Source organism: Promicromonospora sp. NPDC052451, assembly GCF_044547525.1.
Taxonomy (GTDB): domain Bacteria; phylum Actinomycetota; class Actinomycetes; order Actinomycetales; family Cellulomonadaceae; genus Promicromonospora.
In genome coordinates this window covers 409,103-433,557 of sequence record NZ_JBIUAP010000005.1, presented here as the reverse complement: position 1 = coordinate 433,557, position 24,455 = coordinate 409,103, and the positions used below count along the sequence as shown (strand labels likewise).

Sequence of the window (24,455 nt, the reverse complement as noted above, 5' to 3'; positions counted from 1 at the left end):
CCCCATGGCCAAGATCATCGCTTTCGACGAGGAAGCTCGTCGGAGCATGGAGCGCGGGCTCAACCAGCTCGCCGACACCGTGAAGGTCACGCTCGGCCCCAAGGGCCGCAACGTCGTTCTGGACAAGAAGTGGGGCGCCCCCACGATCACCAACGACGGTGTCTCCATCGCCAAGGAGATCGAGCTCGACGACCCGTACGAGAAGATCGGTGCGGAGCTCGTCAAGGAGGTCGCCAAGAAGACGGACGACGTCGCGGGTGACGGCACCACCACCGCCACCGTGCTCGCCCAGGCGCTCGTGAAGGAGGGCCTGCGCGTCGTTGCCGCCGGTGCCAACCCGATCGCCGTCAAGCGCGGCATCGAGAAGGCCGTCGAGTCGGTCACCGAGCAGCTGCTGAACGCCGCCAAGGAGATCGAGACCAAGGAAGAGATCGCTGCCACGGCCGCCATCTCGGCCGGCGACCCGGCGATCGGCGAGCTCATCGCCGAGGCCCTCGACAAGGTGGGCAAGGAAGGCGTCATCACCGTCGAGGAGTCGAACACCTTCGGCCTCGAGCTCGAGCTCACCGAGGGCATGCGCTTCGACAAGGGCTTCCTCGCCCGTTACTTCGAGACGGACCCCGAGCGCCAGGAGGCCGTGCTCGAGGACCCGTACGTCCTGATCGTCGAGTCGAAGATCTCGAACGTCAAGGACATGCTGCCGCTGCTCGACCAGGTCATGAAGTCGGGCAAGTCGCTCCTCATCATCGCCGAGGACGTCGAGGGCGAGGCCCTGGCGACCCTGGTGCTGAACAAGATCCGTGGCACCTTCAAGTCCGTCGCCGTCAAGGCCCCGGGCTTCGGCGACCGCCGCAAGGCCATGCTGCAGGACATCGCGATCCTCACCGGCGGCCAGGTCATCACCGAGACGGTGGGCCTCAAGCTGGAGAACGCGACGCTCGAGGAGCTCGGCCAGGCACGCAAGGTCGTCGTCACCAAGGACGAGACCACGATCGTCGAGGGTGCCGGCGACGCCGACCTCATCGCCGGTCGCGTGAACCAGATCCGCAGCGAGATCGACAAGTCCGACTCGGACTACGACCGCGAGAAGCTGCAGGAGCGCCTCGCCAAGCTGGCCGGCGGCGTGGCCGTCATCAAGGCCGGTGCGGCCACCGAGGTGGAGCTCAAGGAGCGCAAGCACCGCATCGAGGACGCCGTCCGCAACGCGAAGGCTGCCGTCGAGGAGGGCATCGTCGCCGGTGGTGGCGTGGCCCTCATCCAGGCCGGTGCCGTCGCGTTCCCGAAGCTGGAGCTCGAGGGTGACGAGGCGATCGGCGCCGGGATCGTGCGCGCCGCGATCGACGCCCCGCTCAAGCAGATCGCCATCAACGCCGGCCTCGAGGGCGGCGTCGTGGCGGAGAAGGTGCGCAACCTTCCCTCCGGTCAGGGCCTGAACGCCGCGACCGGTGCGTACGAGGACCTGCTCGCCGCCGGCGTGAACGACCCGGTCAAGGTGACCCGTTCCGCGCTGCAGAACGCCGCGTCGATCGCCGCGCTGTTCCTCACCACCGAGGCTGTCGTCGCCGACAAGCCGGAGCCCGCCGCGGCCCCGGCCGGCGACCCGACCGGTGGCATGGGCGGCATGGACTTCTGATCCGTCAGGAGCACGCGTGAGGAGCCCCGTCGGCCAGCTCGGCCGGCGGGGCTCCTTGCTGGGCCCGACCGGTCGGGCCCCGGCCGCGTCAAGAGAACATGCGTGTCGCCGCGGCCTCCGCCTCCGCGTAGGTGCGGGCCGCTGCGGCGAGCGCGGTCTGGATCGCGTCCAGAGCCCCTTCCACCTGCGCCTGCGCACCGCGCCACTGCGTGACGGTGCCCCCGAACGCCGCAGCGGCCGGACCCTGCCACGTCGCCTGCAGGGCGTCGAGGTTGCGCACGAGCGCACCCACCTCCGTGCGTACCGCCGCCACCGAGCCCGCCACCGCGGCGCTCGCCTGCTCCACCTGGTCGCTGTCGACCTCGAACCGCATGTCCCCACCTCCCGCGCGCCGGCCCCTCCGGCGTCGTCCACCCGACCGTAGGCGCGGGCAGACGGCGGCGGGGCGTCCGCGGGCGGGGCCTGTGCACAGGTTGGGGAAAGCCGCCGCTGTGGTCGTGCTCGGACCGTGCGGGTGCCGTCCTGACGGGCCGGACCCGCTCCGCTCAGGCCGATTCGAGCTTGGCCTGCTCCTTGCGCAGCCGGTGCAGCTCCATGTCGAGGTTCTGCCGCGCGGGCTCCTCCCACGCGGTGCCCATCGGGCTCAGGAACAACGACTTGCGGGCGAGCAGCCGCTCGATCACCCGGATCCGGGCCCGGAGGTAGTCCTCGGGCGGGATGTGCGCGTACTCGGCCCGCACCGCGGACTTGTACTCCTTGTAGCGCTGGGGCTCGGCGGCCAGCATCGCCAGGTCGGCGTCGTTCAGCACGGCGGCGTCGAAGTCCGACGGGTCCGGTGCGTGCCGCACGATGGCGTTGACGAGCTCTGCGACCCGGTCGGCCGCGCGGTCCGGCACGCCCAGGGCGGTCAGCTCGTCGTGGGCCAGCACCGCGGAGGCCGTGGACTGCTCACCCCCCTGCGAGACGTCGGCGAACTTGCGGTCGGCGCTGAACACCGCCCCGTGGTACCAGGCGGCGAGCCGCACCAGGTCGGGCTCGTGGGTCTCCTCGGCCAGCTCGTCCACCCGGTGCAGCACCGCGGCCAGGTGCCGCAGGTTGTGGAAGTGCCGGTGCTCGTCGGACCACCTGTCGAGAAGTGCCTGGCCGACCTCCTCGATCGACTCGGTGCCCGCCGTGGCTCCCGCGCCCGCCGCACTGCGGACGAAAGACCTGAGGAACCACTGCGGCGCGTCAGACGTCAGCACGCCCATGTGAATTCTGCCTAACGGTTGAGGTCGGTCACTCCTGTACCAGCCTATTACCCCTCCGGTCGGGCGCGGCTACCACCGTCTTGGATGGTGGTCAGCGGGGGAGCGTGACACGGACCGTCAGACCGCCGCCCGCGGTGTCGGACACCTCGACGTGACCGTCGTGCGTGCCCACGATCGCCGCGACGATCGCCATGCCGAGACCCGACCCGCCGGACTCCCGCGTGCGCGAGGAGTCCGCGCGGTAGAACCGCTCGAAGATCCTCCGGCCCTGCTCCTCGGTGAGGCCGGGGCCGTGGTCGCGCACCTCCAGCACGGCCACGCCGTCGTCCGCCGACGTGCCGAGCGCGATCTCGGCGGGCGTGCCGGCGGGCGTGTGCCGCGAGACGTTGCCGATCAGGTTGGTGACCACCTGCCGCAGCCGGTCGGGGTCGCCCTCCACGACGAGCTTCTCCGGGACCTCCCCCGCAGGGTCGAGCGGGACCACCGTCACCTCGCGCGTCGGGTCCAGGGCGTGCAGGTCCTGCGCGGAGTCGCGGGCGAGGGCGACCAGGTCGACGTCCTCCCGCGCGACGGGACGGCCCTCGTCGAGTCGCGCGAGCACCAGCAGGTCGTTGACGAGCGCGCCCATGCGGCGGGCGGCGTCCTCGATGCGCGACATGGTGTCGTCCACCTTGTCGGTGCTGTCCAGGGCGCCCATGCGGTACAGCTCCCCGTACCCGCGGATCGTCGCGACCGGCGTGCGCAGCTCGTGGGAGGCGTCCGAGACGAACTGCCGCATGCGCACCTCGGAGGCCTCCTGTGCGGCGAAGGCGCGCTCGATCTGCGTCAGCATCGCGTTGAGCGACGCCGCCAGCGAACCCATCTCGGTCCCCGCGGGCGCCTCGGGGACGCGCAGCGTGAGGTCGCCCGCCGCGATCTGGGCGGCCGTGTGCTCCACGGAGCGCAGCGACCGCAGGGAGCGCTCGACGAGCATCCAGGCGGTCAGCCCACCGAGCAGCACGATGCCCAGGCCGGACATGATCAGGGTGCGGGTCAGGAAGGAGACGGTGTCGTTCGTGCCGTCCAGGGGCAGCGCGACGTAGACGACCAGGCGTTCGCCGGTCTGGTACTGCGCGGGTACGGTGACCGCGCGCCAGCTCTCGGTGCCCGCCCGCTTGCTCGTGCCGGACGTGGTGAACGGCTTGCCGTTGCTCGCGACGGCCTCGTCGTAGGTCACGTCCGGCAGCTCGGGCTCGCCGAACCGGACGATGGCCGAGTAGCCGAGGGCCTTGGGCTCGCTCTGCTCGCCGACGATCCGGACGTAGTAGTCGCTCGGCAGGCTCTGCTGGGAGCCGGGCTGGAGCGAGTCGAGGGTCGACGGAAGGTTGGCGGCGGCGACCTCCAGCTCGTCGTCCACCTGCCCGACGAGGAAGTTGGACACGACCGTCGTCGTCGCGATCCCCGCGATGCCCAGCCCCGCCGCCAGCAGCAGCGAGATGATCGCCACCAGCCGGGCGCGCAGGGGTATTCCGGCGAGACGGTCCCTAAGCACGGGCGGGTTGCGGGGCGCGGAGCAGGTACCCCACGCCGCGCTTGGTGTGGATCAGGGGCGGCAGGGTCTCGCCGTCGACCTCGAGGGTGTCGATCTTGCGCCGCAGGTAGGAGATGTAGGACTCGACGATGTTGGCGTCGCCGCCCCAGTCGTACTGCCAGACGTGGTCCAGGATCTGCGCCTTGGACAGCACCCGGCCGGAGTTGAGCATGAGGTACCGCAGCAGCTTGAACTCGGTGGGCGAGAGGTCCACCTCGACGCCGGCACGCCGCACCTCGTGCGAGTCCTCGTCCATCTCCAGGTCGCCGACGTGCAGCACCGCCTCCTCCTCGGGCGTGGGCACGCCGGTGCGGCGCAGCACCGCGCGGATCCGGGCCACGACCTCCTCGAGGCTGAACGGCTTGGTCACGTAGTCGTCGCCGCCGACGGTCAGGCCCTGCACCTTGTCCTGGGTGTCGTCCTTGGCGGTGAGGAAGACGACGGGGGTGTGCCGCCCGGTGGCGCGCATGCGCCGGGTGACCGTGAAGCCGTCCATGTCCGGGAGCATGACATCGAGCACCACGAGGTCCGGCTCGACGTCGCGGACGAGCTGGAGTGCGCCGTTGCCGTCCGCGGCCGCATGCACCTCGAAACCCGCGAACCGCAGGGAGGTGGACAGGAGCTCACGAATGTTCGGTTCGTCATCCACGACGACGAGACGCGCCTCTGGAGTAGCCATGTCTCCAGTGTGCGACCGGTTCCTGGACGATGCCTGAGTTTCGCCCGGGAAATCGCCCGGGGTGCCGTGGGATGGTCCGTCCGGCCCGCGACCTGGTGCGGGGCTACGCTGTGTCGCATGTCAGCACCGTTCTCGCAGGACCCGGGGCCTGCGCCCCGACGCACATACCTCATCGTCGACGGCGAGAACATCGACGCCACACTCGGCATGAACGTGCTGAACCGCCGCCCGGCGCCCGAGGAGCGGCCTCGCTGGGACCGGATCTCCGGGTTCGCGGAGAAGGTGTGGTCGCAGGACGTCGTGCCGCTGTTCTTCCTCAACGCCACGTCGGGCCAGATGCCCATGCCGTTCGTGCAGGCGCTGCTCGCCATGGGCTACAAGCCCATCCCGCTGGCCGCCCAGGGTTCGGAGAAGGTGGTCGACGTCGGTATCCAGCGGACGCTCGACGCGCTCCTGGACCGGCCGGGCGACGTGCTGCTCGCGAGCCACGACGGCGACTTCCTGCCGCAGATCGAGGCGCTGCTGGCCGACGACGGCCGGCGCGTGGGTCTGCTCGGGTTCCGGGAGTTCGTGAACGCACGGTTCACGGAGCTGGAGCAGCGCGGTCTGGTCATGTACGACCTGGAGGGTGACGCCGACGCCTTCACGACGATGCTGCCCCGCGTCCGCATCATCCCGATCGAGGAGTTCGACCCGCTGCGCTACCTGTAGCGGGACCCGCGCCGGCGGGTGGCCCGGCCGGCCCGCGCCGGCCGGGCCCGCCGTCAGTGCTCGACCACCCGGACCGTGCCCTCGTGCGCGACGCGGTCGCCCTGCGGCTGCACCGGGCGCGCGTTGTCCGCGTAGGCGGCCTCGAGCGCCTCGATCTGGTCGGCGGAGAGCTCGACCGGCGTGTGGTAGACCACCCACTCGACCCCCTCCGTGCAGGGCGGGGTCGTGAGGCTGCCGGCGTACTCCTCGAAGGTCGGATCCTCGGGCAGCATCGCGGCGACGTCGATCGGCAGGTCCGTGGCACCCGGCGCGGCCGCGCCGTCGATGAAGGGCTGCCACGCCGCGTTCTCGTCGCCCTCCTCGGCGAGCACACCCAGGACGAGGGCCTGACCGTCCTGCGCGGTGTGGACGAAGTGGAACTCGGCGTCCGCCGGCTCGCCCTCGACGGTGTGCTCCGACGGCACGTGGAAGTGCACCTGGGCGAGATCGAACGTCTCGTCCTTCCACTCGACCCGCGACGCGTCGCCGTCGGGCACGAGCTGGACGGTGTGGCCGGTGTCGACGGACTCGCCCACGGTGGGCGACGACTCGATCCGCGGGTGCTGCGCCAGCTTCTGGCCGGCATGCTCGGGCAGGTCGATGGGCGACTGCGCGTCGCCCTGCTCGCACTCGGCGAACTCGTCGGCGAGGTGCCCCCACTCGTCCGGCCCCTCGTCGCCCTCGTACGACCAGTGCACCTCGCCGGCCGCCGCGGGCGGCGGCGCCGTGGACGCGGTGTCGTCCGTGGTGGCGCCCGTCGTGCACGACGCGAGCAGCGGAGCGAGGAGCAGGGCGGCAGGGAGGGCGAGCTTCTTCATCTGCGGGCTACCTTCCGGACGGCGATCCGGTCCCTCGGGTCCGAGGGATCAGCGCCCACGAAGGTACGCCTGCACCGCCCCGCCGTCCGGTATGTCCGCCGTGACCTACCTCACGTTGGCCGGCCACCAGGCGCGCACCGTGCCGAGCTTCCGCAGGGCCACGGGACGCCCGCCGCCGAACCCGCCGCCGCCGAACCCGCCGCCGATGTGCGCCGTGCTGGCGCGCCGGCGGGACCGGACGAGGTGCGGGTCGAGCAGGATCCCGCCGAGCATCATGCCGCCGGTGATCGGTCCGTTGGCGTCGGCGCTCTCGTCGGACTCCGCCGCGGCCGCGGCGGCCACGACGGCGTCGGCGTCCGCGCGGGCGAGCCGTGCGGCCTCCAGCACGAGGAGGCTCGCCCGCTGGGCCTCGCCCAGGGCCGCCGTGGGGTCCGTGGGCTGGAGCGCGCGGGCGCCGTCCGCCAGGCGGACCGCCTCCGCGAGGCGCGTGCGGGCCGTGGCGCCGATGGCGCCGCGCCGGGTGGCCACGAAGACGGCCGTCTGCCGCAGCTGCTCGTCGACCCGGCCGAGGGTGTCGCGCAGCAGTGCGGACGACCGGGCCTTCACCTCTGTGGTGTCGCGGGTGGGCGCCAGCGCGGCGTCGAGCGACGCCTCCGCCGCGGCGATGCGCTGCAGCCCGGCGAGCGGGTCGCCGCCGGCACGCGTCACCGCCACGTGCTTGAGCGAGGCCTGGGCCGCGGTGCGCGCGAGGGTGACCCGGAAGTCGCCCTCGACAGACCGAGCCGAGGCCACGTCCTGGGTGAGGGACGCGACGGCCTTGTCCAGGCGGCTGGCGGCCTCCTCCAGGTGGGTGGCGGTGGCGTCCACGGCGTCGAGCAGCACGACCGCCTGGCCGAGCGCGTTCTGCGCGCCCCGGGCGTGCGAGACGGCCACGGCCTTCTGGCCGCCCTCCAGCGCCGAGCGCCCGGCCGCCACCGCCTCCTGGGCGTTGGTGAGCAGCAGCTCGGCCTGCTCCGGGTTGCCGGAGACGAGGGCCAGGGTCTCCGCCGGGTACGTCTCCGCGAGCTCGTCCAGCGTGGCGCGCGCCCGCTCCACCCGGCCGGCGACCTCCGGCGCCCGGTCGACGACGTCGGCGAGCAGCTCGGGCGCCCGCTGCTGCAGCCGGCGCAGGTCGTCGAACGCACGGGTGCGCGCGTCGAGGGTGTCGGCCGCACCCTCGCACAGCCCCAGGACGCGCACCAGGTGGGCGCGCCGCTCCGGGTCCTGTGCCGCGGTGTCCTGCTCACCGGCGCCGTTCTCGGCGGCGGTGTCGAGCGCCTGCCGGATCGCGAACGCCTGCCGCACGTCGGCGGTGGCGCGGGCGAGGATCAGCTCGAAGTCGCGCGTCGCGTCCGCGCCGAGCTCCGCCCGCGCGAGGCCGAGCTCCTGCTCGCAGGTCTTCAGCGCGTCGTCGATACCGACCAGGGCGGCTGCCGCGCGCTCGTCCAGCTCGGGGAGCGACAGGTGCGCGAGCTCGTCCGGCGTCGGCCCGGCGGCCGGCGGGGTGCGGCGGGCGAGCCCGGCCAGGCGCGGGCGGAGCCGGGGCACGACGAACCGCCAGGAGACGTACCCCAGCGTGGCGAGCACCAGCACGCCCGCCACGACGAGGCCGGCGACCAGCAGCGGGCTGGTCGCCGTGGTGCCGGTCGCCCGCACCGCGTCGGCGGCGTCCGTCGCGGCGGCGGACCAGCGCTCGTCCTCGACCGCGGCACCCGCGGCGTCCTCGATGCGGCCGAGCTGCGCGTCCGTGAGGGCCACGTTGCTGTCCGCCGACAGCCCGAACTGCCGGTCGGCGGTGGCCACGGCCAGCAGCAGGTCGTCGGTGCCGAACCCGGACTGGTTCGCGCTCGCGTTGGCCCAGTCCTCGGGCTGCGTGCCGTCGAAGCTCTCGATGTAGACGACGAACATGCGCAGGTCCGACTCGTCGGCGAGCCGGGCGAGCGCGGACCGCACCTCGTCGCGCTCGGCGTCGTCCAGCGCGCCCGCGCCGTCCGTCACCGGGTCCGTGAGGGTGATCGGCGGCGAGGCCGGCAGCACGTCCGACATCATCTCCGCCTGCATGGCCGCCGTGAGGCTCGGCGAGACGGACGGGCGCGGCTCGGCCGGCTCCCTGACGGTCGCGCTCGCGGCCTGGGAGGTGGCCGTCAGCGCGAGGCCTGCCAGACCCGCGAACGCCACGAGAGCCCATCCCCGGGACACCCGGGGAGCGGCCTCGTGCGAAGGCTCGTGTCTTGCTGGGGACTCGATCACGTCCCTGATCGTCACCCCGGGTTCAAGACATCGCAATCGGAGGACGCCGTGTTGCGCATATGCAATGAATCCCCAGGTAAACGCACTTGATGAAGGGGTTTTTCACGGCGTCGGAGCGGTCAGGTCCTCGGCGTCGACGATGCGGTACGCGTAGCCCTGCTCGGCCAGGAACCGCTGCCGGTGGGCGGCGAAGTCCTGGTCCACCGTGTCGCGTGCGACGACGGCGTAGAAGTGGGCGGTGCGCCCGTCCGCCTTGGGCCGCATGATGCGTCCGAGGCGCTGCGCCTCCTCCTGCCGTGACCCGAACGAACCCGACACCTGGATCGCCACGGAGGCCTCCGGCAGGTCCACCGAGTAGTTGGCGACCTTGCTCACCACGAGCCGCGAGATCTCGCCCTCGCGGAACGCGCCGAACAGGCGCTGCCGCTCCTTGGTGGTGGTCGCCCCGGTGATGATCGGCGCGCCGAGGTGCTCGGCCAGCTCCTCGAGCTGGTCGATGTACTGCCCGATGACGAGCACCTGGTCGTCCGGGTGCTGCGCGACGATCTGCTCCACGACCTTCTTCTTGCCCGACGCCGACGCCGCGAGCCGGTACTTGTCCTCCATCTCGGCCGTCGCGTACGTCATGCGCTCGGACTCCGGCAGCGTGAGGCGTACCTCGACGCAGTCGGCCGGTGCGATGTAGCCCTGCGCCTCGATGTCCTTCCACGGCGCGTCGAACCGCTTGGGGCCGATCAGGCTGAACACCTCGTCCTCGCGGCCGTCCTCGCGCACCAGCGTGGCGGTGAGGCCGAGCCGGCGGCGCGCCTGCAGGTCCGCCGTCATGCGGAAGACGGGCGCGGGCAGCAGGTGCACCTCGTCGTACAGGATGAGGCCCCAGTCGCGGGCGTCCAGCAGCTCGAGGTGCGTGTAGACGCCCTTCCGCTTGGTGGTCAGCACCTGGTAGGTCGCGATGGTGACCGGCTTGATCTCCTTCTTGGTGCCGGAGTACTCGCCGATCTCGTCCTCGGTCAGCGTGGTGCGCCGCACGAGCTCGTCGCGCCACTGGCGCGCGCTCACCGTGTTCGTCACCAGGATCAGCGTCGTCGTGCCCGACTTCGCCATGGCGCCCGCGCCCACGATCGTCTTGCCCGCGCCGCAGGGCAGCACCACGACGCCGGACCCGCCGTGCCAGAACCCGTCCACGGCCTGCGCCTGGTAGGGCCGCATCTCCCACGCGGCGGCCTGCTCGTGCGGGGTGCGCGGCTTGGTGACGGGGCTCAGGTCGATGGCGTGCTTCTCGCCGTCCACGTACCCCGCGAGGTCCTCGGCGGGCCAGCCGAGCTTGACCAGCACCTGCTTGAGGTGGCCGCGCTCGGACGGGTGCACCACGACCGTCGACTCGTCCAGACGCTCGCCCACGAGCCCCGCGGTGCGCTTCGACTTGAGCACCTCGGCGAGCACGGCCCGGTCGGTGGTGCGCAGCACCAGGCCGTGCGCAGGGTCCTGCACGAGCTGCAGCCGCCCGTACCGGGCCATCGTCTCGGCGACGTCGACCAGCAGCGCGTGCGGCACCGGGTAGCGGCTGTACTCGATGAGCGTGTTCACCACCTGCTCGGCGTCGTGCCCCGCCGCGCGCGCGTTCCACAGGCCCAGCGCCGTCAGGCGGTAGGTGTGCACGTGCTCGGGCGCGCGCTCCAGCTCGGCGAACGGCGCGATGGAGCGCCGCGCCTGCTCGGCGCTCGGGTGGTCGACCTCCAGCAGCAGGGTCTTGTCGCTCTGGACGATCAGCGGGCCGTCGGGCATGAAGCCTCCCTCGGTGGTGCAGCGGTGGTGCAGCGGTCGTGCCGGGCTAGGGCGTGGATGACGTCGGCAGGACCGACGCGATGCGGTGGACGGCGATGGTGAGCTCGGCCTCCCGGTCGGGGTCGAGGGCTCGCAGCCGGCCGCCGTCGAGGTTCAGGGGTCGCAGCTCGCGGCGCTCCAGCCGGCCGGTGTGCCCGGCCATCTCGACGATCACGGTGGAGCCGTCGCGGAGCGCGTCGCGCAGCAGTGCCAACCCGTCGGCGGGGTGTTGTGTTCCCGGGTCGTCGTCCTCGGGACCGGCGGGCTGCCGTACGGCGCCGTTCCCCGGTGCCGGCGCCCCGTTCCGTGGTGCCCGTGCGCCGGCCGGGCCGGCTGCCGCACCGCCGGACGCGGGCGCGCCGGGACCGTGCTCGCCCGGGTGGGCGACGGTTCCGGTCACCGACCGGGCCACGGCCGCCGCCTCGGCGCGCGCCCGAGCACCCGACCGGGCGGCCTCCTCGACGGCGCGCAGCTCGGCGACGAGGGCCTCGGGGTCGGGAGCCCGCGTGGCGACGTCGGAGCCCGTGCCCATCCGGATGGCCGCCGCGGAGCGTGGCGCGGGCATCGCGCGGCCCGTCACGCCGCGGCGGGCCACGAGCACCCGGCCGTCCGGGCCCTCCAGGGCCGACACCAGGCCGCGCTCCCGCAGCGCCTCGTGCAGGGCGGCCGCGGGGACGGACGCCGCGAGCACCGTCGGTGCGAGCCGCACCAGGCCCAGGCCGGCCAGCGTCGGGTCGTGCTCCAGGCCGGCCAGCACCGTCGCGTCGGCCGCCCGCAGGTACGACGACGCCGAGCCCACGCGCACGGCGCCGTGCCGCCGGGCCGTGTCGCGCACCAGGTAGTCCAGCGGCTGCGGCACCGGCACGGGCGACCGGCGGGCCAGCTCGTCGAGCAGCTCGTCGGCCGTGCCGCCCTGGTCGAGCGCCCGGGTGACGGACGCCGGGCTGAAGCGGACGGTCGTCGCGGCACCCCGCGACTCGACGTCCGCCGCGCGCTCCAGGAGCCGGGCGAGCTGCCGGGACGGGCGGCCCGGGACGATGCCGGTCAGGTCGCCCTGCAGCAGGATCTCGTCCACCTCGTGCGGCAGCACCGCCCGCAGCGCGTCCGCGGCGCTGTCCGTGACCGGCGCGCCGTCCGGGACCGGGCTGCCCGGGGGCGTGCCGGGCGAGGCCGGGCCGGGTGCGCCGTCGGTCCGTGCGTCCGGCGCGTGGGGGTGCAGGAGCGCGCGGCCCGGGGTGGACAGCGCGCCCGCACCCGTCACGCCCAGCCACTCCGCCTCCGCGAGCAGCCCCTCGACCGCGCTCGACGGCGGTACCGAGCGGGGCGTGTGCCAGGTCAGCACCTCGACCACCGCCTCAGGGGTGGGGGCGAGCACCGTGCCCCCCGCCGTGACCGGGGCCGCGAGGGCGTCCGGCCCGGCGGCGCCCGGGGTGGCGCCGTCCGGCCCGGCCAGCACGCCCAGCACGCCGTTGCGCAGGCGGGGCACCCACGGCCGCTGCAGGTCGGGCGACAGCGGCGCGCGCAGGGCGCCCTTGTCGTCGCGCGAGCCGACCAGCCACGGCGCGCGGCGCGAGGACAACCAGGCCTCGGCCAGCCGCGCCCAGCGACCGGCGTCGTCCAGGTCGTCCCAGTCCGCGACGGTCGGCACGTACGACGGCGGCGCCTCGCCGTCGTCCCGGACCAGGCCCGCCAGGGCCGCCACCTCGACCACGAACGCCGCGGCGCGCTCGTCCGACTCCAGCTCGGCGGCGACCCGGCGCAGGTCGCGCACGCCCAGGCCACCCGCACGGAGCACCGACGGCGGGTTCTCGTCCCAGGACCGGCGCAGCAGGCGCACCCGGCGGACGAGCTCCAGCGAGGCGCTCGCGGCCTCGGCGTCGGCCGTGGCGAGGGGTACCTCGCGCCCCGCGGGCGCCGGGGGCACGGCGCGCGGCGCGCGGTGGGTGCGTCCGTCCCGGAGGGCGAGCCCGACCAGGCGCGGCAGCACCACGTGGCGTGCGTCCGACCGGACCAGGAGGTGCTCCGTGACGAGCCAGTTCACCGCGTCGCGGGGGCGGGTTCCCGCCGCGGGCACGAGGCCGACGGGCGGGCCCCATGCGAGCGCGTCCAGGACCGTCCGGGTGCCCGGGGGCGCCGACGCGAGGAGGGCGTCGAGCGCCGCGCCGGGCGTCGGCGGCTGCGGGGTGGTGCCGAGGGCCCGGCCGACCGCCGTCGCCAGCCCGTCCGGGGCGGGGGAGAGGTGGGGGCCCAGGCCGGCCGGGTTGGGCCCGAGCAGCTCGTCGAGCCCGGGCACCGTACGCAGGTCGAGGGGTCCGGCCGGCCGGTCGTCGCCCGCGGTCGCCGCGGGCCTCGCGTCCCACAGGAGCGCCTGCTCGACCGCCCGCCGGACGGCGCGTTCCACGGCGGGCTCGTCCGCCGCCGACCCGCCCAGTGCCCGGGTGACCACGTCGGTGGTGAGCGGGCCGGGCAGCGGCGGGTCGGCGACGGGCGGGTCGTCCGGCGCGGGGCGGTCCGTCGTGGCGCGGGGCTCGGACGCCCCGACGAGCGGTTCGAGGGCGAGCACCGCCTCCAGGACCTGCAGCGTCAGGGCGTCCGTACGGGCGAGGGCGCGTTCGAGCGACGTCCTGCTGGAGGCCCGGGCCGCGAGCGAGCGCAGGGTGGAGGGGGACGGTGTGGCGAGGTCGGGACGGGCGCGCAGGAGCGCGGCGAGCGCGGTGTCCGAGCGCTGCCGGAGGTCGTCGGCGAAGTGCCGTGTGGCCGCCGCCGGCGCTGCGGGGAGCGAGGAGGCCATCCTCACGATGCTACGCGGGTTTCCTGGGGCCCCGTCCGGTCGTACCACGCCCCGGCCGCCGTCAGACCTGCGCGGTGCGGCGGCAGACCTCCTCCCAGGGGGTCGGCGTGATGCCGAAGCGGGCGCGGGCCGCGGTGTCGTCCAGCACGTACGGCCGCTCCCACTGGTAGATGATCTCGCGCATCTCCCGCATGAAGGGCACGGCGAGCGCGGACGCGGCGAGCGCTGCGCCGCGCAGCGAGGAGATCCTGACCGGTGGCCGGCCGGCCGTGGCGAGCACGTCCGTCAGGGCCTGGGCCTGGGTCACGGGGGCGTTGCTCGGCACGTGCCAGACGCGTCCGTGGGCGCCCGGGTCCTCGGCGGCGGCGACCAGGGTGCGGGCGGCGTCCGCCACGTCGGTGAAGGTGTGGGGCAGGTCGGTGCGGCCCATCATCAGGACGCGCCTGCCCTGCAGCGCGGTGGGCACCAGGCGGGAGATGTGCCCGTTGCCGCCGACGCCGCGGCCCATGTAGTCGGAGCCGCGGATCTCCACGGCCCGGATGCGCCCGGCGTCGTGGGCCGCCTTGGCCTGCGCCCACATCCGGGCGCGGAGGCGGCCCTTGTGGTCCGTCGCGGCGTCGGGCAGGTCCTCGGAGATCGGGCCGTCGACGGGGCCGTAGGGGTAGAGCGTGCCCGTGATGGCGTAGACGGCGCCGGAGCGTTCCGCGGCCGACAGCAGGGACGCTGCCAGCGGGGGCCACACCCGCTCCCACTGGGTGTAGTCGGCCGGGTTGGCGCAGTTGTAGAGGTGGTCGGTGCCCTCGGCGGCGCGGGCCAGGGCGTCGGCGTCGGAGGCGTCGAGGGCGAGGTGCTCCACGCCGTCGATCCCGGTGCTGCGACCCGAGCGGCTCACGACGGTGACGTGCGAGCCGCGCTCCGCGAGCAGGGCGGCGACGTGGCGGCCGATGGGGCCGGCGCCCACGACGAGGTGACGGTCGGACATGATCAATGCTCCAATCCGAGAGCGGTGCTCTCTGCGTGCCGCCAGCGTGGCACGCCTCCCGCTCTTTGGCAAGAGCGATGCTCTCGGTTGTGTGCAGTGATCTGTCATGCGAGGCTGGGGCGCATGAGTCCCGCCCGTTCCGCCCGCGCCCTGGCCCGCGAGACCATCACCCGCGAGATCCTCGACGCCGCCCGGGCGCGGTTGTCCACGGACGGGGCCGCCGCCCTGTCGCTCCGCGCGGTGGCCCGGGACGTCGAGATGGTGTCCTCGGCCGTGTACCGCTACTTCCCCAGCCGGGACGCCCTGCTCACGGCGCTGCTCATCGAGGCCTACGGCGAGCTGGGCGCCGCCGCCGAGGCGGCCGACGCCGGGGTCGCGGACCGCACCGACACCCGCACGCGCTGGCTGGCCACCTTCCGGGCCGTGCGTGCGTGGTGCGTGGCGCACCCGGGGGAGTTCGGGCTGCTCTACGGCACCCCGGTGCCGGGCTACGCCGCCCCGCGCGACACCGTGGACCCGGCCACGCGCGTGGTGCGGGTGCTCGTCCGGATCGTCGGGGACGCGTTCACCGCGGGCGCACGTCCCCCGGTGGTGCTCGCGACGGCGCCGGACGCCGGGACGATGGCGCCCGCCTTGGCGTTCATCGCCGAGCACGGGCTGATGAGCGAGGCCACCCTGGCGGACGACGCGCTGCCCGAGACCGTCCGTCGCGCCGTCCTGGCCTGGACCACGCTGTTCGGCATGATCTCGTTCGAGCTGTTCGGCCACCAGGTCGGCTCCGTCGCCGACTCGGCGGCCTGGCTCGACGAGGTGGCGCTCCGGCTCGCGGCGGACCTGGGGATCGAGGCCTGAGGTGGGCGCCCCGGGGCCGTCCGGGGCCCTGCGCCGCGCCGTGCGGGTGAGTGGCACCGAATGCATGCGACGCGGTACGCCCGCGCCCGGTAACCTTGTGCTTCGGCCAGAGGTGGCGCGCTCAGTCGCAGCAGCCCTGACCGCTGTCAGCGGATTCGCGGACAGCATCGACAAGCACAGAAGAAGGTCGCAGTGCCTACCGGCAAGGTCAAGTGGTTCGACACCGACAAAGGGTTCGGTTTCATCGCCAGCGAGGACGGGGGCGAGGTGTTCCTGCACGCCTCCGCCCTGCCCCAGGGCGTCGTGCCCAAGCCCGGCGCGCGCGTGGACTTCGGGGTGGCCGACGGCCGCCGGGGTCCGCAGGCGCTCGCCGTCAAGGTGCTCGACGCCGCGCCGTCGGTCGCGAAGGCCAAGCGGAAGGACGCCGAGGACATGGCAGTGATCGTCGGCGACCTCACGCAGATGCTGGACCGCGTGGCAAATGACCTGCGCAAGGGGCGTTATCCGAAGAACACGGAGACGCTTGCCAAGATGCTGCGCAAGGTCGCAGACGACTTCGACGCCTGAAACCCCACGAGGTCCCGAGGAACATGGTCACCATCGCGCCCGCCGCACGCACGTCCACCCGGCGGGTCACCGCACGCTCCAGCCGCGACGCGGTGCTGAACGGCGCCGTCGAGATCGCGCGCGCCGCCGCCCAGGAGGTGGCCGAGCGACCGGACGACGTCGGGGAGCACCTCGGCACCGTCTTCGAGGACGAGCGGGTGGCGTCGCACCGCTTCGCCGCGACCATGCGGGGCTACCGCGGCTGGCACTGGACGGTCACGGTGACGCGCGTGCCGCGCGGCCGGACCGCCACGATCAGCGAGGTCGAGCTGCTGCCGGGCGACGAGGCGATCCTCGCCCCGGCCTGGCTGCCCTGGTCCGAGCGGCTCCGTCCGGGTGACGTGGGCCCGGGCGACGTGCTGCCCTTCAAGGCCGACGACCCGCGGCTCGAGCCCGGGTACACGCCCACGGGCGACCCCGAGGTGGACGAGGTGGCGATCGACGAGCTCGCGCTCGCCCGCACCCGCGTGCTGTCCCCGCAGGGCCGGGCCGAGGCGGCCGAGCGCTGGTACCGCGGGTCGCGCGGCCCCACCACCGCGGGTGCCGTCGCCGCGGCCGCGGAGTGCATGACGTGCGCGTTCCTCATCCCGCTGTCCGGCTCGATGGGCCAGCTCTTCGGGGTCTGCGCCAACGAGTGGTCGCCCGACGACGGCAAGGTGGTCTCCCTCGACCACGGCTGCGGGGCGCACTCGGAGACCGACGTCGAGGAGCACCCGACCGACTGGCCGGCCCCGGCGCCGCTGATCGACGAGAACGAGGTGGAGCCGGTGGCCGTCGCGGACGCGGGCGGCACCGAGGGCGGCGGCCCGGACGCCGACGGCGCCGGCACTGCCGCCGGCCGCGAGGACGCACCGGGCGAGTGACCCACGACCCCTTCGGCACCGGCGCGCTGCGGCGCGCGGTGACCGAGGCGTGGCTCGCCTCCCCGACGCGGTTCCGCGAGGACGCGAACGCCGAGGAGGACTACGCGCGCGGGTACTACCGCGACCGGGTGGTGGTGGAGCTCGCGCAGAACGCGGCCGACGCGGCGGCGCGTGCGGGGGTACCGGGGCGGCTCGTGCTGCGGCTGGAGGCCGTCGGGGCCGCTGGCGGGCCTGGTGACGGGGGTTCGGGTTCGGGCTTCGTCGCTGGTTCGGGTTTCGTCGCTGGTTCGGGCGGCGACGGTACGGACGGCGAGGACCCGGGCGACGGCTCGGGCTGGCGGCTCGTCGCGGCCAACACCGGTGCACCGCTCGACGCCGCCGGCGTGGGGTCGCTGGTGTCCCTTCGGGCCTCTGCGAAGGTCCCGCTCGGCACCGGCTCGGGTGGTGCCGCGCAGGTCGGGGTCGGTACCGGCTCGGGCGGTGCCGCGCAGGTCGGGGTCGGTACCGGCTCGAGCGACGCCGCGCAGGTCCCGCCCGGTACCGGCTCGAGCGGTGCCGCGCAGGTCCCGCCCGGCACCGGCTCGGGCGACGCGGAGCGGGCGGCCGGCGGTGACGCCTGGCCGGACGCCGGCTCCGGGACCGGCGGGGCGATGCGCGCCGTCGGGCGGTTCGGTGTGGGGTTCGCGGCGGTCCGGTCGGTGTCGGACGAGGTGCTGGTCCGCTCGCGCGACGGCGGCGTGCGGTTCTCGCTCGCCGCGACCCGTGCGGAGCTGGCCCTGGACTCTGATGCCGGCGAGGATGACGCCGAGGTCGGTCCTTTGTCTCGAGATCGGCCCATCGATGGACCGATCTCGAGACAAAGGACCGACCTCGCGTCGGCGGCGGGGGAGCAGGAGAGCGCCGCCCGGTTGCTGGGTGACGCGCGGGCGCGGGGGGACGCGCTGCCCGTGCTGCGGCTTCCCTTCCCTGCTCCCGGCACCACGGCCGGCGAACCGGACACCGTGGTCGAGCTCGTGCTGCGTGACGCCGCCGCCGTCGCCGCCGTCCGCGACCAGCTCGCCGCGCTCGACGATGCCCTCCTGCTCGCCCTCCCCGCGCTCGCCGAGGTGGTGATCGAGGACGACTTCGCAGGTCAGCCGGGTTCTGAACCGCACGTCGCCCCGCCGTCGGCGACTGCGCGCGTGCTGCGCGACGTCTCCTCGAGGTGGCGCGTGCACCGCACCTCGGGGGTGCTCGACCCGGACGGCACGCTGCCGACCGAGGAGCGCCGCGCGGACTGGTCGGTGCTCTGGGCGCTGCCGACCACGGCGGAGGGCGCGCGCGTGAGCACCTCCCTGCACGCCCCGACGCCCACCGACGTGCCGCTCACGTTCCCCGCCCTGCTCATCGCGTCGTTCCCGGTCGACCCGGGGCGTCGGGGCGTGCTGCCCGGGCCCACCACGGACCGGGTGGCCGCCGAGGCCGGCCGGGCCTACGCCGCGTTCCTGGGCGGGCTCGCGGCGGAGCGCGACGTCCTCGGCCTGGTGCCGACCGGTCTCCCGGCCGGCGAGGTCGACGCCGCGGTGCGCGCTGCGGCCGAGGCAGCCCTGCGGGCGACCCCGCTGCTGCGCCTGCCGGGACCCGGCGCCGCGCCGAGAGAGGATCCGTCCCGGTCCCGGCACGCCGCTCCGGAGGGCACCCTGGCGCATCCCCGTGTGCCGGACGAGGAGCACGTCCTGCGCGTGCCGCCGCAGGACGCCGCCTACCTCGCCGGCCCGTTCGGGGAGGACCCGGCGCTCGCCCGCGTGCTCTCCGGCGGCTCGCCGGCCGCCCTCGTCACCGTCCCGGTGCGGCACCAGGCGCTGGCACGGTCCCTCGGTGCGCACCGTGCCGACCTCGCCGAGCTGGTCGAGGCGCTGCCGCCCGAGCCCGGGGTCGTCCGCGACGCCCTCGACGCCCTCGCGGCGCACACCGGCGATCCCGCGGTGCTCGAGGCCGTCGCGGGCCTCCCGGTGCCGCTCGCCGACGGGCGCACCAGCCGGGGCGCCCGGGGCACCGTGCTCCTCGACGCCCCGCACCTCGCTCAGGTCGCGCGTGACCTGGGCGTCCGGGTGGTGCACCCGGACGTCGCCCACCCGCTGCTGGAACGGGTCGGCGCCGCGCGCACCTCGGCGCGTGGTCTGCTGGCCGACGCCGCGGTCCGGTCCGCGGCCCTCGCCGCCGCCGAGGAGATCCTGGAGGACGGCGACGCCGACCAGGTCGGCCGCGTCCTGTCCGCGCCGTCCGCGGAGGATGCAGCGGCGTCGCCGTCCGGAGCCGCGCAGACGGTGCGGGCCGTGCTGGAGCTGGTCGCGCTCGCAGTGGCCGAGGACGACGTGCCGGGCCCGGGCGGGCACGGCGGCAGCCGCCTCGGTGCGGGTTCGGCCCCGGAGCCGGGCGGGCTGCCCTTCTGGCTGGGTGAGCTCCCGGTGGTGGCGGACGGCGACGTCGTGCCGCTGCGGGAGTCCGCGCTGCCGGGCACCTGGGCCGCCCGGAACCTGGACGTCGCCGTGGTGGACGAGCACGTCGTCGAGCGCTGGGGGCCCGGCCCGCTGGCCGCCGCGGGTGCCCGTGCCGGCCTGGCGCCGTACCGCGTCGCCGACGTGCTGACGACCGAGGACGCCGCCGACCACGGCCCCGACGACCCGGCCGGCTGGCTCTCCGCGTGGGACGAGTACGTCGAGCATCTCGCGGACGAGCTGGGCCCCGGGGCCTGGGTGGGCGACGTCGAGGCGGTCCCGGACCTGGACGTGCTGCGCGAGGCGCCCGAGGGCGGCCTGGGCCGGACCGGGCCCGGCGACGAGACCGGCGTCGAGGATCCGCTCGCCGCGGCGCTCGGCCGCATCGCGGCGGACAGCGCGCTGCGCCGCGCGCTGCTGACGCCCGTGCGCTCGCCGGACGCCCCCGGCCGGGAGGCGGTGTCGTACACCGCGTGGTTCCTGCGCCGTGTGCTCGGCGCGCCGTTCGCGATCGGTGACACGCCCCTGCTGGCGCCCGCGCCGCCCGCGACCGCCGGGCTCGACGACGCCGTCCTGGTCGCGCTGGGTGGCCTGCACAACCTGGCTGACCTGCCCGGACGTGACTGGGCGACGGTCCTGGACCGGCTGCCGGAACCGGTCGGCGACGAGCGGGTGCGGCTGCCGGCCGCCGTCGCGCGTGCCGTGTGGGCCGGGCTGGCCGCGCTCGTCCGCACCGGCGACGTGCGCTCCGTGACCCCGGCCCGGCTCCCCGCGCTCGGGCCCGGCGGGGTCACCGTGGAGGCCGCCGAGGACCTCGCCGTCGCCGCCTCGCCCCGGTGGGCCCAGCTCGGCCCGGTGGTCCCCGCGCCGGCCGACGTCGCCGAGGACCTCGCCGACCTGCTCGACCTGCCCTACGAGGACGACCCCGGCGTGGTGCCCGACGGCGCCGGGGAGCGCGTGGACCTGGACCCGCGCGTCCGTGCCCTGGTGCCGGGCGCCCCGGCCGCCTGGCGTCGCCACGAGCCGCTCACCGTCGAGGGCACGCGCGTCGCATGGTGGGTCTCCACGGCGGACGACGGCTCCGGCGTTCCGCACGCCGGTTCGGTCGAGGGCCTCGCGCGGGCGCTGGCCGAGCTGACCGGGGCCGATGCGCTCCTCCTGGAGGCGGCGCTGCGCGACCCGGACCGGGCGGACCTCCTGGACGCGGAGCGTGCCTGGCCCTGACCGGCCGCCCGGAGTGCGACCGGGTCAGCGGTGCCGGCGCGCCCAGAGGAGCCCGAGCCCGCCGAGCGCCATCCCGGTGCCGCAGATCGCGACGGCCTCCATGCTCCCCCGCCCGGTGAGAGCCAGGACGAGCATCACCACGAGCCCGATCGCGAACATGCCGATGCCCGCGCCGAGGACCCGGAAGAGATCGGCGCGCGGAGCCGGAGGGCTCGGCCGGCGCTGCTCCGGGTGAGCCAGCAGGGAGCGGATCGTTGGCACCTTGCCAGTGTACGGACAAGGACTCGTCAAGCCCGGCGACGACGGGGGTGTGCCAGGGGTGAAACCGGGGTGTGCCCGGTCACGCCCGCAACGCGGCCACCACGGACGTCAGGGCGTCGACGATCTGGTCGTAGCTGCGCCGGTACGTGGCGCCGGACCGCCGGTAGGGGTCCACGACGTCGTCGTCGTGGCGGCGGCCCGCGTGGCGGGGCCGCTCCTGGAGGGCGGCGGGCAGCAGGGTGGCGAGCCGGGCGGCGTCGTCCTCGCCGGTGACGGCACCCGGTGCCAGCGTGCTCGACAGGCGGCCCAGCTCGGTGACGGTGACCGTGCGGCGCACGGCGGACGGGACCGACTCGACCACCCGGGCACGGTGCGCGGTGGTCAGGGCGAGCACCAGGTCCGCCTGCTCGACGAGCGCGGGCTCGAGCTGCCGGGCCACGAACCCGGTGGGCGGGAGCCCCTCTGCCGTCAGCAGCTCGGCCATCGGCTCGGCGACCGGCTGGCCCACCAGCGCGCGGGTGCCCGCGCTGGCGACGGTGACCGACGGGTCGAGGGCGTGGCGCAGCAGCGTCTCCACCGCCGGGGACCGGCAGATGTTGCCCGTGCAGACCGCGAGCACGCTGAACGCCATCGCACATGCCTTTCTTCGGGACCGTGGTATGTCGCGGTTATTCTATCCGCGCATTGCATGACCTTGACCAGCATTTCTATGCGGCATCATGGAAATGCTCGCCGACAATCATCGGTCAATGCAAACTGGTGAATTCCGGCGCGCTCCTCCGGCGGGTCGCAGGTAACGTAACGCGCACTAAGCCGTCAGGAGGTCCGGTGACACATCCTGGATGGGGCGACAAGTGGGCGGACGCGCCGGTGTTCCCGCCCGCCACGGCCCCCGCAGAGAACACGCGGAACCCGAGATCCAGGGAGGGTTCTGAAAGCAGCCGCCACGGCGAGAAAAAGGGTGAGGGTGCAAAGGTGCTGCCGTTGCGCAGGCCGGGGCCGCCGGGGCCGCCGCGGCCTGGCCCCGGGCGGGCCGGCACCCTCGTGGCGGAGCGTCCGGCACCGCCCCGATGGGAGAAGCCGTCGTTGCCCCGGCGGGAGTTCTGGACCCGCCGCCGTCGCCGGAACCTGAGGGTCGTGCTGCTCTGCGTGGGCGGGCTGCTCGCGGTGCTCGCGCTGGTCCTCGCGTGGGTCGTCGTCGACGCCGTGCGCGCCCGCGCGGCGCTCGGCCAGGCGGCGCAGGGTGTCGCCACGCTGCAGGCCGACGCCGTCGCCGGGCGCATCGACCGGCTCGACGCCGGTGTCGCCGACCTGCAGCGGCACACCGCCGAGGCGCGGGACGCGACCGACGGCCCGCACTGGGCGCTGGTGAGCAGGCTCCCGGTCGTGGGACCGACGGTGGAGGCCGTGGCGACGATGGCGGCGGTGGCCGACGGTCTCGCCCGTGGACCGTTGCCGCGGCTCGCCGACGTGGTCGAGCTGGCCGACCCCGCGACGTTCGCCCCGCACGACGGCCGGATCGACCTCGACCCCCTGGTGGCGGCCGCACCCGCGGTGGCCCAGGCGGACCAGGCCGTGGGCTACGCGCAGCAGCGCGTGGCGCGCATCGACCGGTCGCCGGTCCTGCCGCAGGTGTCCACCGCCGTCGCCGACCTGCACCAGCAGCTCGCCGACCTGCGGATGTCGACGGCGACGGCGGCGCGCGCCGCGCAGCTCATCCCGCCGATGCTGGGCGCCGACGGCCCGCGTGACTACCTCGTCCTCGTGCAGAACAGCGCCGAGCCCCGGGCGCTGGGTGGCATCGTCGGCACGGTGCTGGTCCTGCACGCCGACCAGGGCCGGATCGAGCTCACCCGGCAGATGCCCGCCGACGAGGTGGGCCCCTTCCCGACACCGGCGGCCGAGCTGACCGAGGACGAGCAGGCGGTGTTCGGCGACAAGGTCGGGCGCTGGATGCAGAACGTGACCGCCACCCCGGACTTTCCCCGCGCCGCCCAGATCGCGCGGGCCATGTGGGCCCGGGAGACGGGGCAGACGGTGGACGGCGTGCTCGCGACGGACCCCGCCGCGCTGGCCCGGCTGCTGGCGGCCGACGGCCCGCTGGAGGCGGGACCGGCGGGCGGGCTCCAGGGCGCCGACCTGGTGAGCTACCTGATCAACGGCGTCTACCTCACCGAGACGCCGCAGGGCGCGGACCAGATCTTCGCGGACGTCGCCCGGACCGCGTTCGGGTCGCTGTCGTCCGGCGCCGCCGGGTCGGCCGGCATGGTGGACGCGCTGACGGTCGCCGCCCGCGAGGGGCGGCTGCTCGTGTGGTCGGCGGACCGGACCGAGGCCGACCTCCTGTCGGGCACCGTGCTCGACGGCGGGCTGCGCGGTGTGAACGGCGCGCAGCCCGTGGTCGGGGTCTTCACGCACGGGTTGCAGATGGCGAAGATCGGCTACTACCTCGACACCGCGGTGGACGTGGCCGAGCGCGAGACGCGGCCCGACGGCTCCCGCCGGCTGGACGTCACGGTGACGTACACCTCCCGGGTGAAGGCGGCCGACGCGGCGCGCCTGCCCGCGTACGTGGTGGGTGACGACGAGCGCGAACCGGGGCTGATCCGCCTGCGTTCCGTGGTCTACGCGCCCGCCGGAGGGACGGTCGTCGAGGCGTCCGAAAACTCCGAGAAAATCGGTCTTTCTCCGCAGAAGCACGATCAATTGTCCAGAGTATTCGATGACATAGAACTTCACCCTGGCGAGACAGCATCTGTCACCTATGCCATTATCTCTGGGAAGCGCCAGGACGGAGGCGTCATTCTTCGCACGACACCGGGCCCCAGGCCCGTCAAGGTGTCGTTCGAGAAATAGCCTTTCCTGGTTGATCCGCTCCTCATTCGGGGCAGGCGTGTGACCGCGCTGGATATGCCGGGCACGCAGACCGGTGCCGCGGCACCTATCACGTGCAGCAGTCAGTCACTATCCAGGGGACAGAGCAATGCTTCGACGCTTTATCAGCGCCATTGCGATCGCTACGGCGGCCGTGCTGGCACCCGCCGGGGCCGCCCATGCGGACCAGGCGGACACCGACTACAGCGAATTCCCGTGCGTCATCACGTTCGACAGCCAGACGGTCACGGTCGGGGATCCTTTCGGTTTCACGATCGACTGCGCCGACATGGCGTCCGCGACCGTCACCGTCCAGATCTCCTTCGCGGGCCAGGCTGCCGGGAACGGCACGGACGTCGACGTGGCCGGTGCCGACTCGGCCCAGTTCACCCTTGACGAGAACGGCACGGTCAGCGACTCGGCGACCGTCTCCGCACCGGGCGACTACACGGTGCAGGTGCTCGACGAGGACGGCGGGCCGCTGTCCGAGACCTACACGATCACCGCCGTCACGGCGGGCTCCGCGGCGGCGGGCGGGGGTGGTACCGACGAGGACGTGGTCCTGGCCTCGACCGGGGCCACGAGCCTGCCGTACCTCGCCGTCGCCGGCGGCCTCCTGCTCGCGGGCGTGGCCGCGCTGGTCGTGTCCCGCGTGCGGGCCGCTCGGCAGCACTGATCCACGCCGGGCCGGCCGTGCGCCGCACCTCACCGT

Annotated in this window: 19 protein-coding genes; 8 read left to right on the top strand and 11 right to left on the bottom strand. The window is 74.6% G+C overall.

The window, feature by feature from the left end:
* Positions 1 to 4: 4 nt before the first annotated feature.
* Positions 5 to 1,633 (top strand): chaperonin GroEL, encoded by a 1,629-nt coding sequence (gene groL / locus ACIG47_RS11855; RefSeq protein ID WP_397430962.1) that lies wholly within the window; start codon positions 5 to 7, stop codon positions 1,631 to 1,633.
* Between the two features lie 88 nt (positions 1,634 to 1,721).
* On the opposite strand, the gene ACIG47_RS11850 is transcribed toward groL, so the two are convergent.
* The 4 genes from ACIG47_RS11850 to ACIG47_RS11835 form a co-directional block, all read right to left on the bottom strand.
* Positions 1,722 to 2,006 carry a WXG100 family type VII secretion target gene (locus ACIG47_RS11850; RefSeq protein WP_397413377.1) on the bottom strand — a complete coding sequence of 95 codons (285 nt, stop codon included), beginning with the start codon at positions 2,004 to 2,006 and terminating at the stop codon, positions 1,722 to 1,724.
* A gap of 172 nt (positions 2,007 to 2,178) precedes the next feature.
* Positions 2,179 to 2,883 (bottom strand): hypothetical protein, encoded by a 705-nt coding sequence (locus tag ACIG47_RS11845; protein ID WP_397413378.1) that lies wholly within the window; start codon positions 2,881 to 2,883, stop codon positions 2,179 to 2,181.
* Between the two features lie 91 nt (positions 2,884 to 2,974).
* Positions 2,975 to 4,414, bottom strand: coding sequence for a sensor histidine kinase (locus tag ACIG47_RS11840; RefSeq protein WP_397430961.1), 1,440 nt, complete (start codon positions 4,412 to 4,414; stop codon positions 2,975 to 2,977).
* A complete protein-coding gene (locus ACIG47_RS11835; protein WP_119141913.1) occupies positions 4,407 to 5,132 on the bottom strand; it encodes a response regulator transcription factor in 726 nt (241 codons plus the stop codon). Before ACIG47_RS11835 ends, ACIG47_RS11840 begins: the two co-directional genes overlap by 8 nt.
* Positions 5,133 to 5,249: 117 nt before the next feature.
* Here ACIG47_RS11835 and ACIG47_RS11830 point away from each other — a divergent pair, with 117 nt between their 5' ends.
* A complete protein-coding gene (locus tag ACIG47_RS11830) occupies positions 5,250 to 5,843 on the top strand; it encodes an NYN domain-containing protein (RefSeq protein WP_397430960.1) in 594 nt (197 codons plus the stop codon).
* A 53-nt stretch (positions 5,844 to 5,896) separates the two neighbouring features.
* Here ACIG47_RS11830 and ACIG47_RS11825 read toward each other — a convergent pair whose 3' ends face one another.
* From ACIG47_RS11825 to ACIG47_RS11805, 5 genes are all read right to left on the bottom strand, one after another.
* Entirely contained in the window at positions 5,897 to 6,700 is an 804-nt protein-coding gene (locus tag ACIG47_RS11825) for a carbonic anhydrase (protein WP_397430959.1), read from the bottom strand.
* Positions 6,701 to 6,805: 105 nt separating this feature from the next.
* Positions 6,806 to 8,917 carry a TPM domain-containing protein gene (locus ACIG47_RS11820; protein ID WP_397430958.1) on the bottom strand — a complete coding sequence of 704 codons (2,112 nt, stop codon included), beginning with the start codon at positions 8,915 to 8,917 and terminating at the stop codon, positions 6,806 to 6,808.
* Positions 8,918 to 9,091: 174 nt separating this feature from the next.
* The gene (locus ACIG47_RS11815) at positions 9,092 to 10,774 is read right to left on the bottom strand and encodes a DNA repair helicase XPB (protein ID WP_397413386.1); all 1,683 of its coding nucleotides are present in this window, start codon (positions 10,772 to 10,774) and stop codon (positions 9,092 to 9,094) included.
* A gap of 46 nt (positions 10,775 to 10,820) precedes the next feature.
* Positions 10,821 to 13,604 carry a helicase-associated domain-containing protein gene (locus ACIG47_RS11810; RefSeq protein ID WP_397430957.1) on the bottom strand — a complete coding sequence of 928 codons (2,784 nt, stop codon included), beginning with the start codon at positions 13,602 to 13,604 and terminating at the stop codon, positions 10,821 to 10,823.
* A gap of 61 nt (positions 13,605 to 13,665) precedes the next feature.
* Positions 13,666 to 14,586 (bottom strand): NAD-dependent epimerase/dehydratase family protein, encoded by a 921-nt coding sequence (locus ACIG47_RS11805; protein ID WP_397430956.1) that lies wholly within the window; start codon positions 14,584 to 14,586, stop codon positions 13,666 to 13,668.
* 123 nt (positions 14,587 to 14,709) lie between these two features.
* Between ACIG47_RS11805 and ACIG47_RS11800 the strand changes: the two genes are divergently transcribed.
* The 4 genes from ACIG47_RS11800 (at position 14,710) to ACIG47_RS11785 (ending at position 20,608) form a co-directional block, all read left to right on the top strand.
* Positions 14,710 to 15,438, top strand: a complete 729-nt coding sequence (locus tag ACIG47_RS11800) for a TetR/AcrR family transcriptional regulator (protein WP_397430955.1) — start codon at positions 14,710 to 14,712, stop codon at positions 15,436 to 15,438.
* A 192-nt stretch (positions 15,439 to 15,630) separates the two neighbouring features.
* The gene (locus tag ACIG47_RS11795; RefSeq protein ID WP_397413390.1) at positions 15,631 to 16,005 is read left to right on the top strand and encodes a cold-shock protein; all 375 of its coding nucleotides are present in this window, start codon (positions 15,631 to 15,633) and stop codon (positions 16,003 to 16,005) included.
* 23 nt (positions 16,006 to 16,028) lie between these two features.
* Positions 16,029 to 16,907, top strand: coding sequence for a DUF3027 domain-containing protein (locus ACIG47_RS11790; protein ID WP_397430954.1), 879 nt, complete (start codon positions 16,029 to 16,031; stop codon positions 16,905 to 16,907).
* Positions 16,904 to 20,608 carry an ATP-binding protein gene (locus tag ACIG47_RS11785; protein WP_397430953.1) on the top strand — a complete coding sequence of 1,235 codons (3,705 nt, stop codon included), beginning with the start codon at positions 16,904 to 16,906 and terminating at the stop codon, positions 20,606 to 20,608. Before ACIG47_RS11790 ends, ACIG47_RS11785 begins: the two co-directional genes overlap by 4 nt.
* A 24-nt stretch (positions 20,609 to 20,632) precedes the next feature.
* Here ACIG47_RS11785 and ACIG47_RS11780 read toward each other — a convergent pair whose 3' ends face one another.
* Positions 20,633 to 20,869, bottom strand: a complete 237-nt coding sequence (locus ACIG47_RS11780; RefSeq protein WP_397413395.1) for a DUF2530 domain-containing protein — start codon at positions 20,867 to 20,869, stop codon at positions 20,633 to 20,635.
* A gap of 79 nt (positions 20,870 to 20,948) precedes the next feature.
* Complete coding sequence (locus tag ACIG47_RS11775) at positions 20,949 to 21,500, bottom strand: low molecular weight phosphatase family protein (RefSeq protein WP_397430952.1); 552 nt, start codon at positions 21,498 to 21,500, stop codon at positions 20,949 to 20,951.
* A gap of 455 nt (positions 21,501 to 21,955) precedes the next feature.
* On the opposite strand from ACIG47_RS11775, the gene ACIG47_RS11770 reads away from it, so the two are divergent.
* Together ACIG47_RS11770 and ACIG47_RS11765 are read left to right on the top strand one after the other, a co-directional pair.
* Positions 21,956 to 23,725, top strand: a complete 1,770-nt coding sequence (locus ACIG47_RS11770) for a DUF4012 domain-containing protein (protein WP_397430951.1) — start codon at positions 21,956 to 21,958, stop codon at positions 23,723 to 23,725.
* Between the two features lie 127 nt (positions 23,726 to 23,852).
* Positions 23,853 to 24,419 (top strand): LPXTG cell wall anchor domain-containing protein, encoded by a 567-nt coding sequence (locus ACIG47_RS11765; protein ID WP_397430950.1) that lies wholly within the window; start codon positions 23,853 to 23,855, stop codon positions 24,417 to 24,419.
* The last annotated feature ends 36 nt before the right edge of the window (positions 24,420 to 24,455 follow it).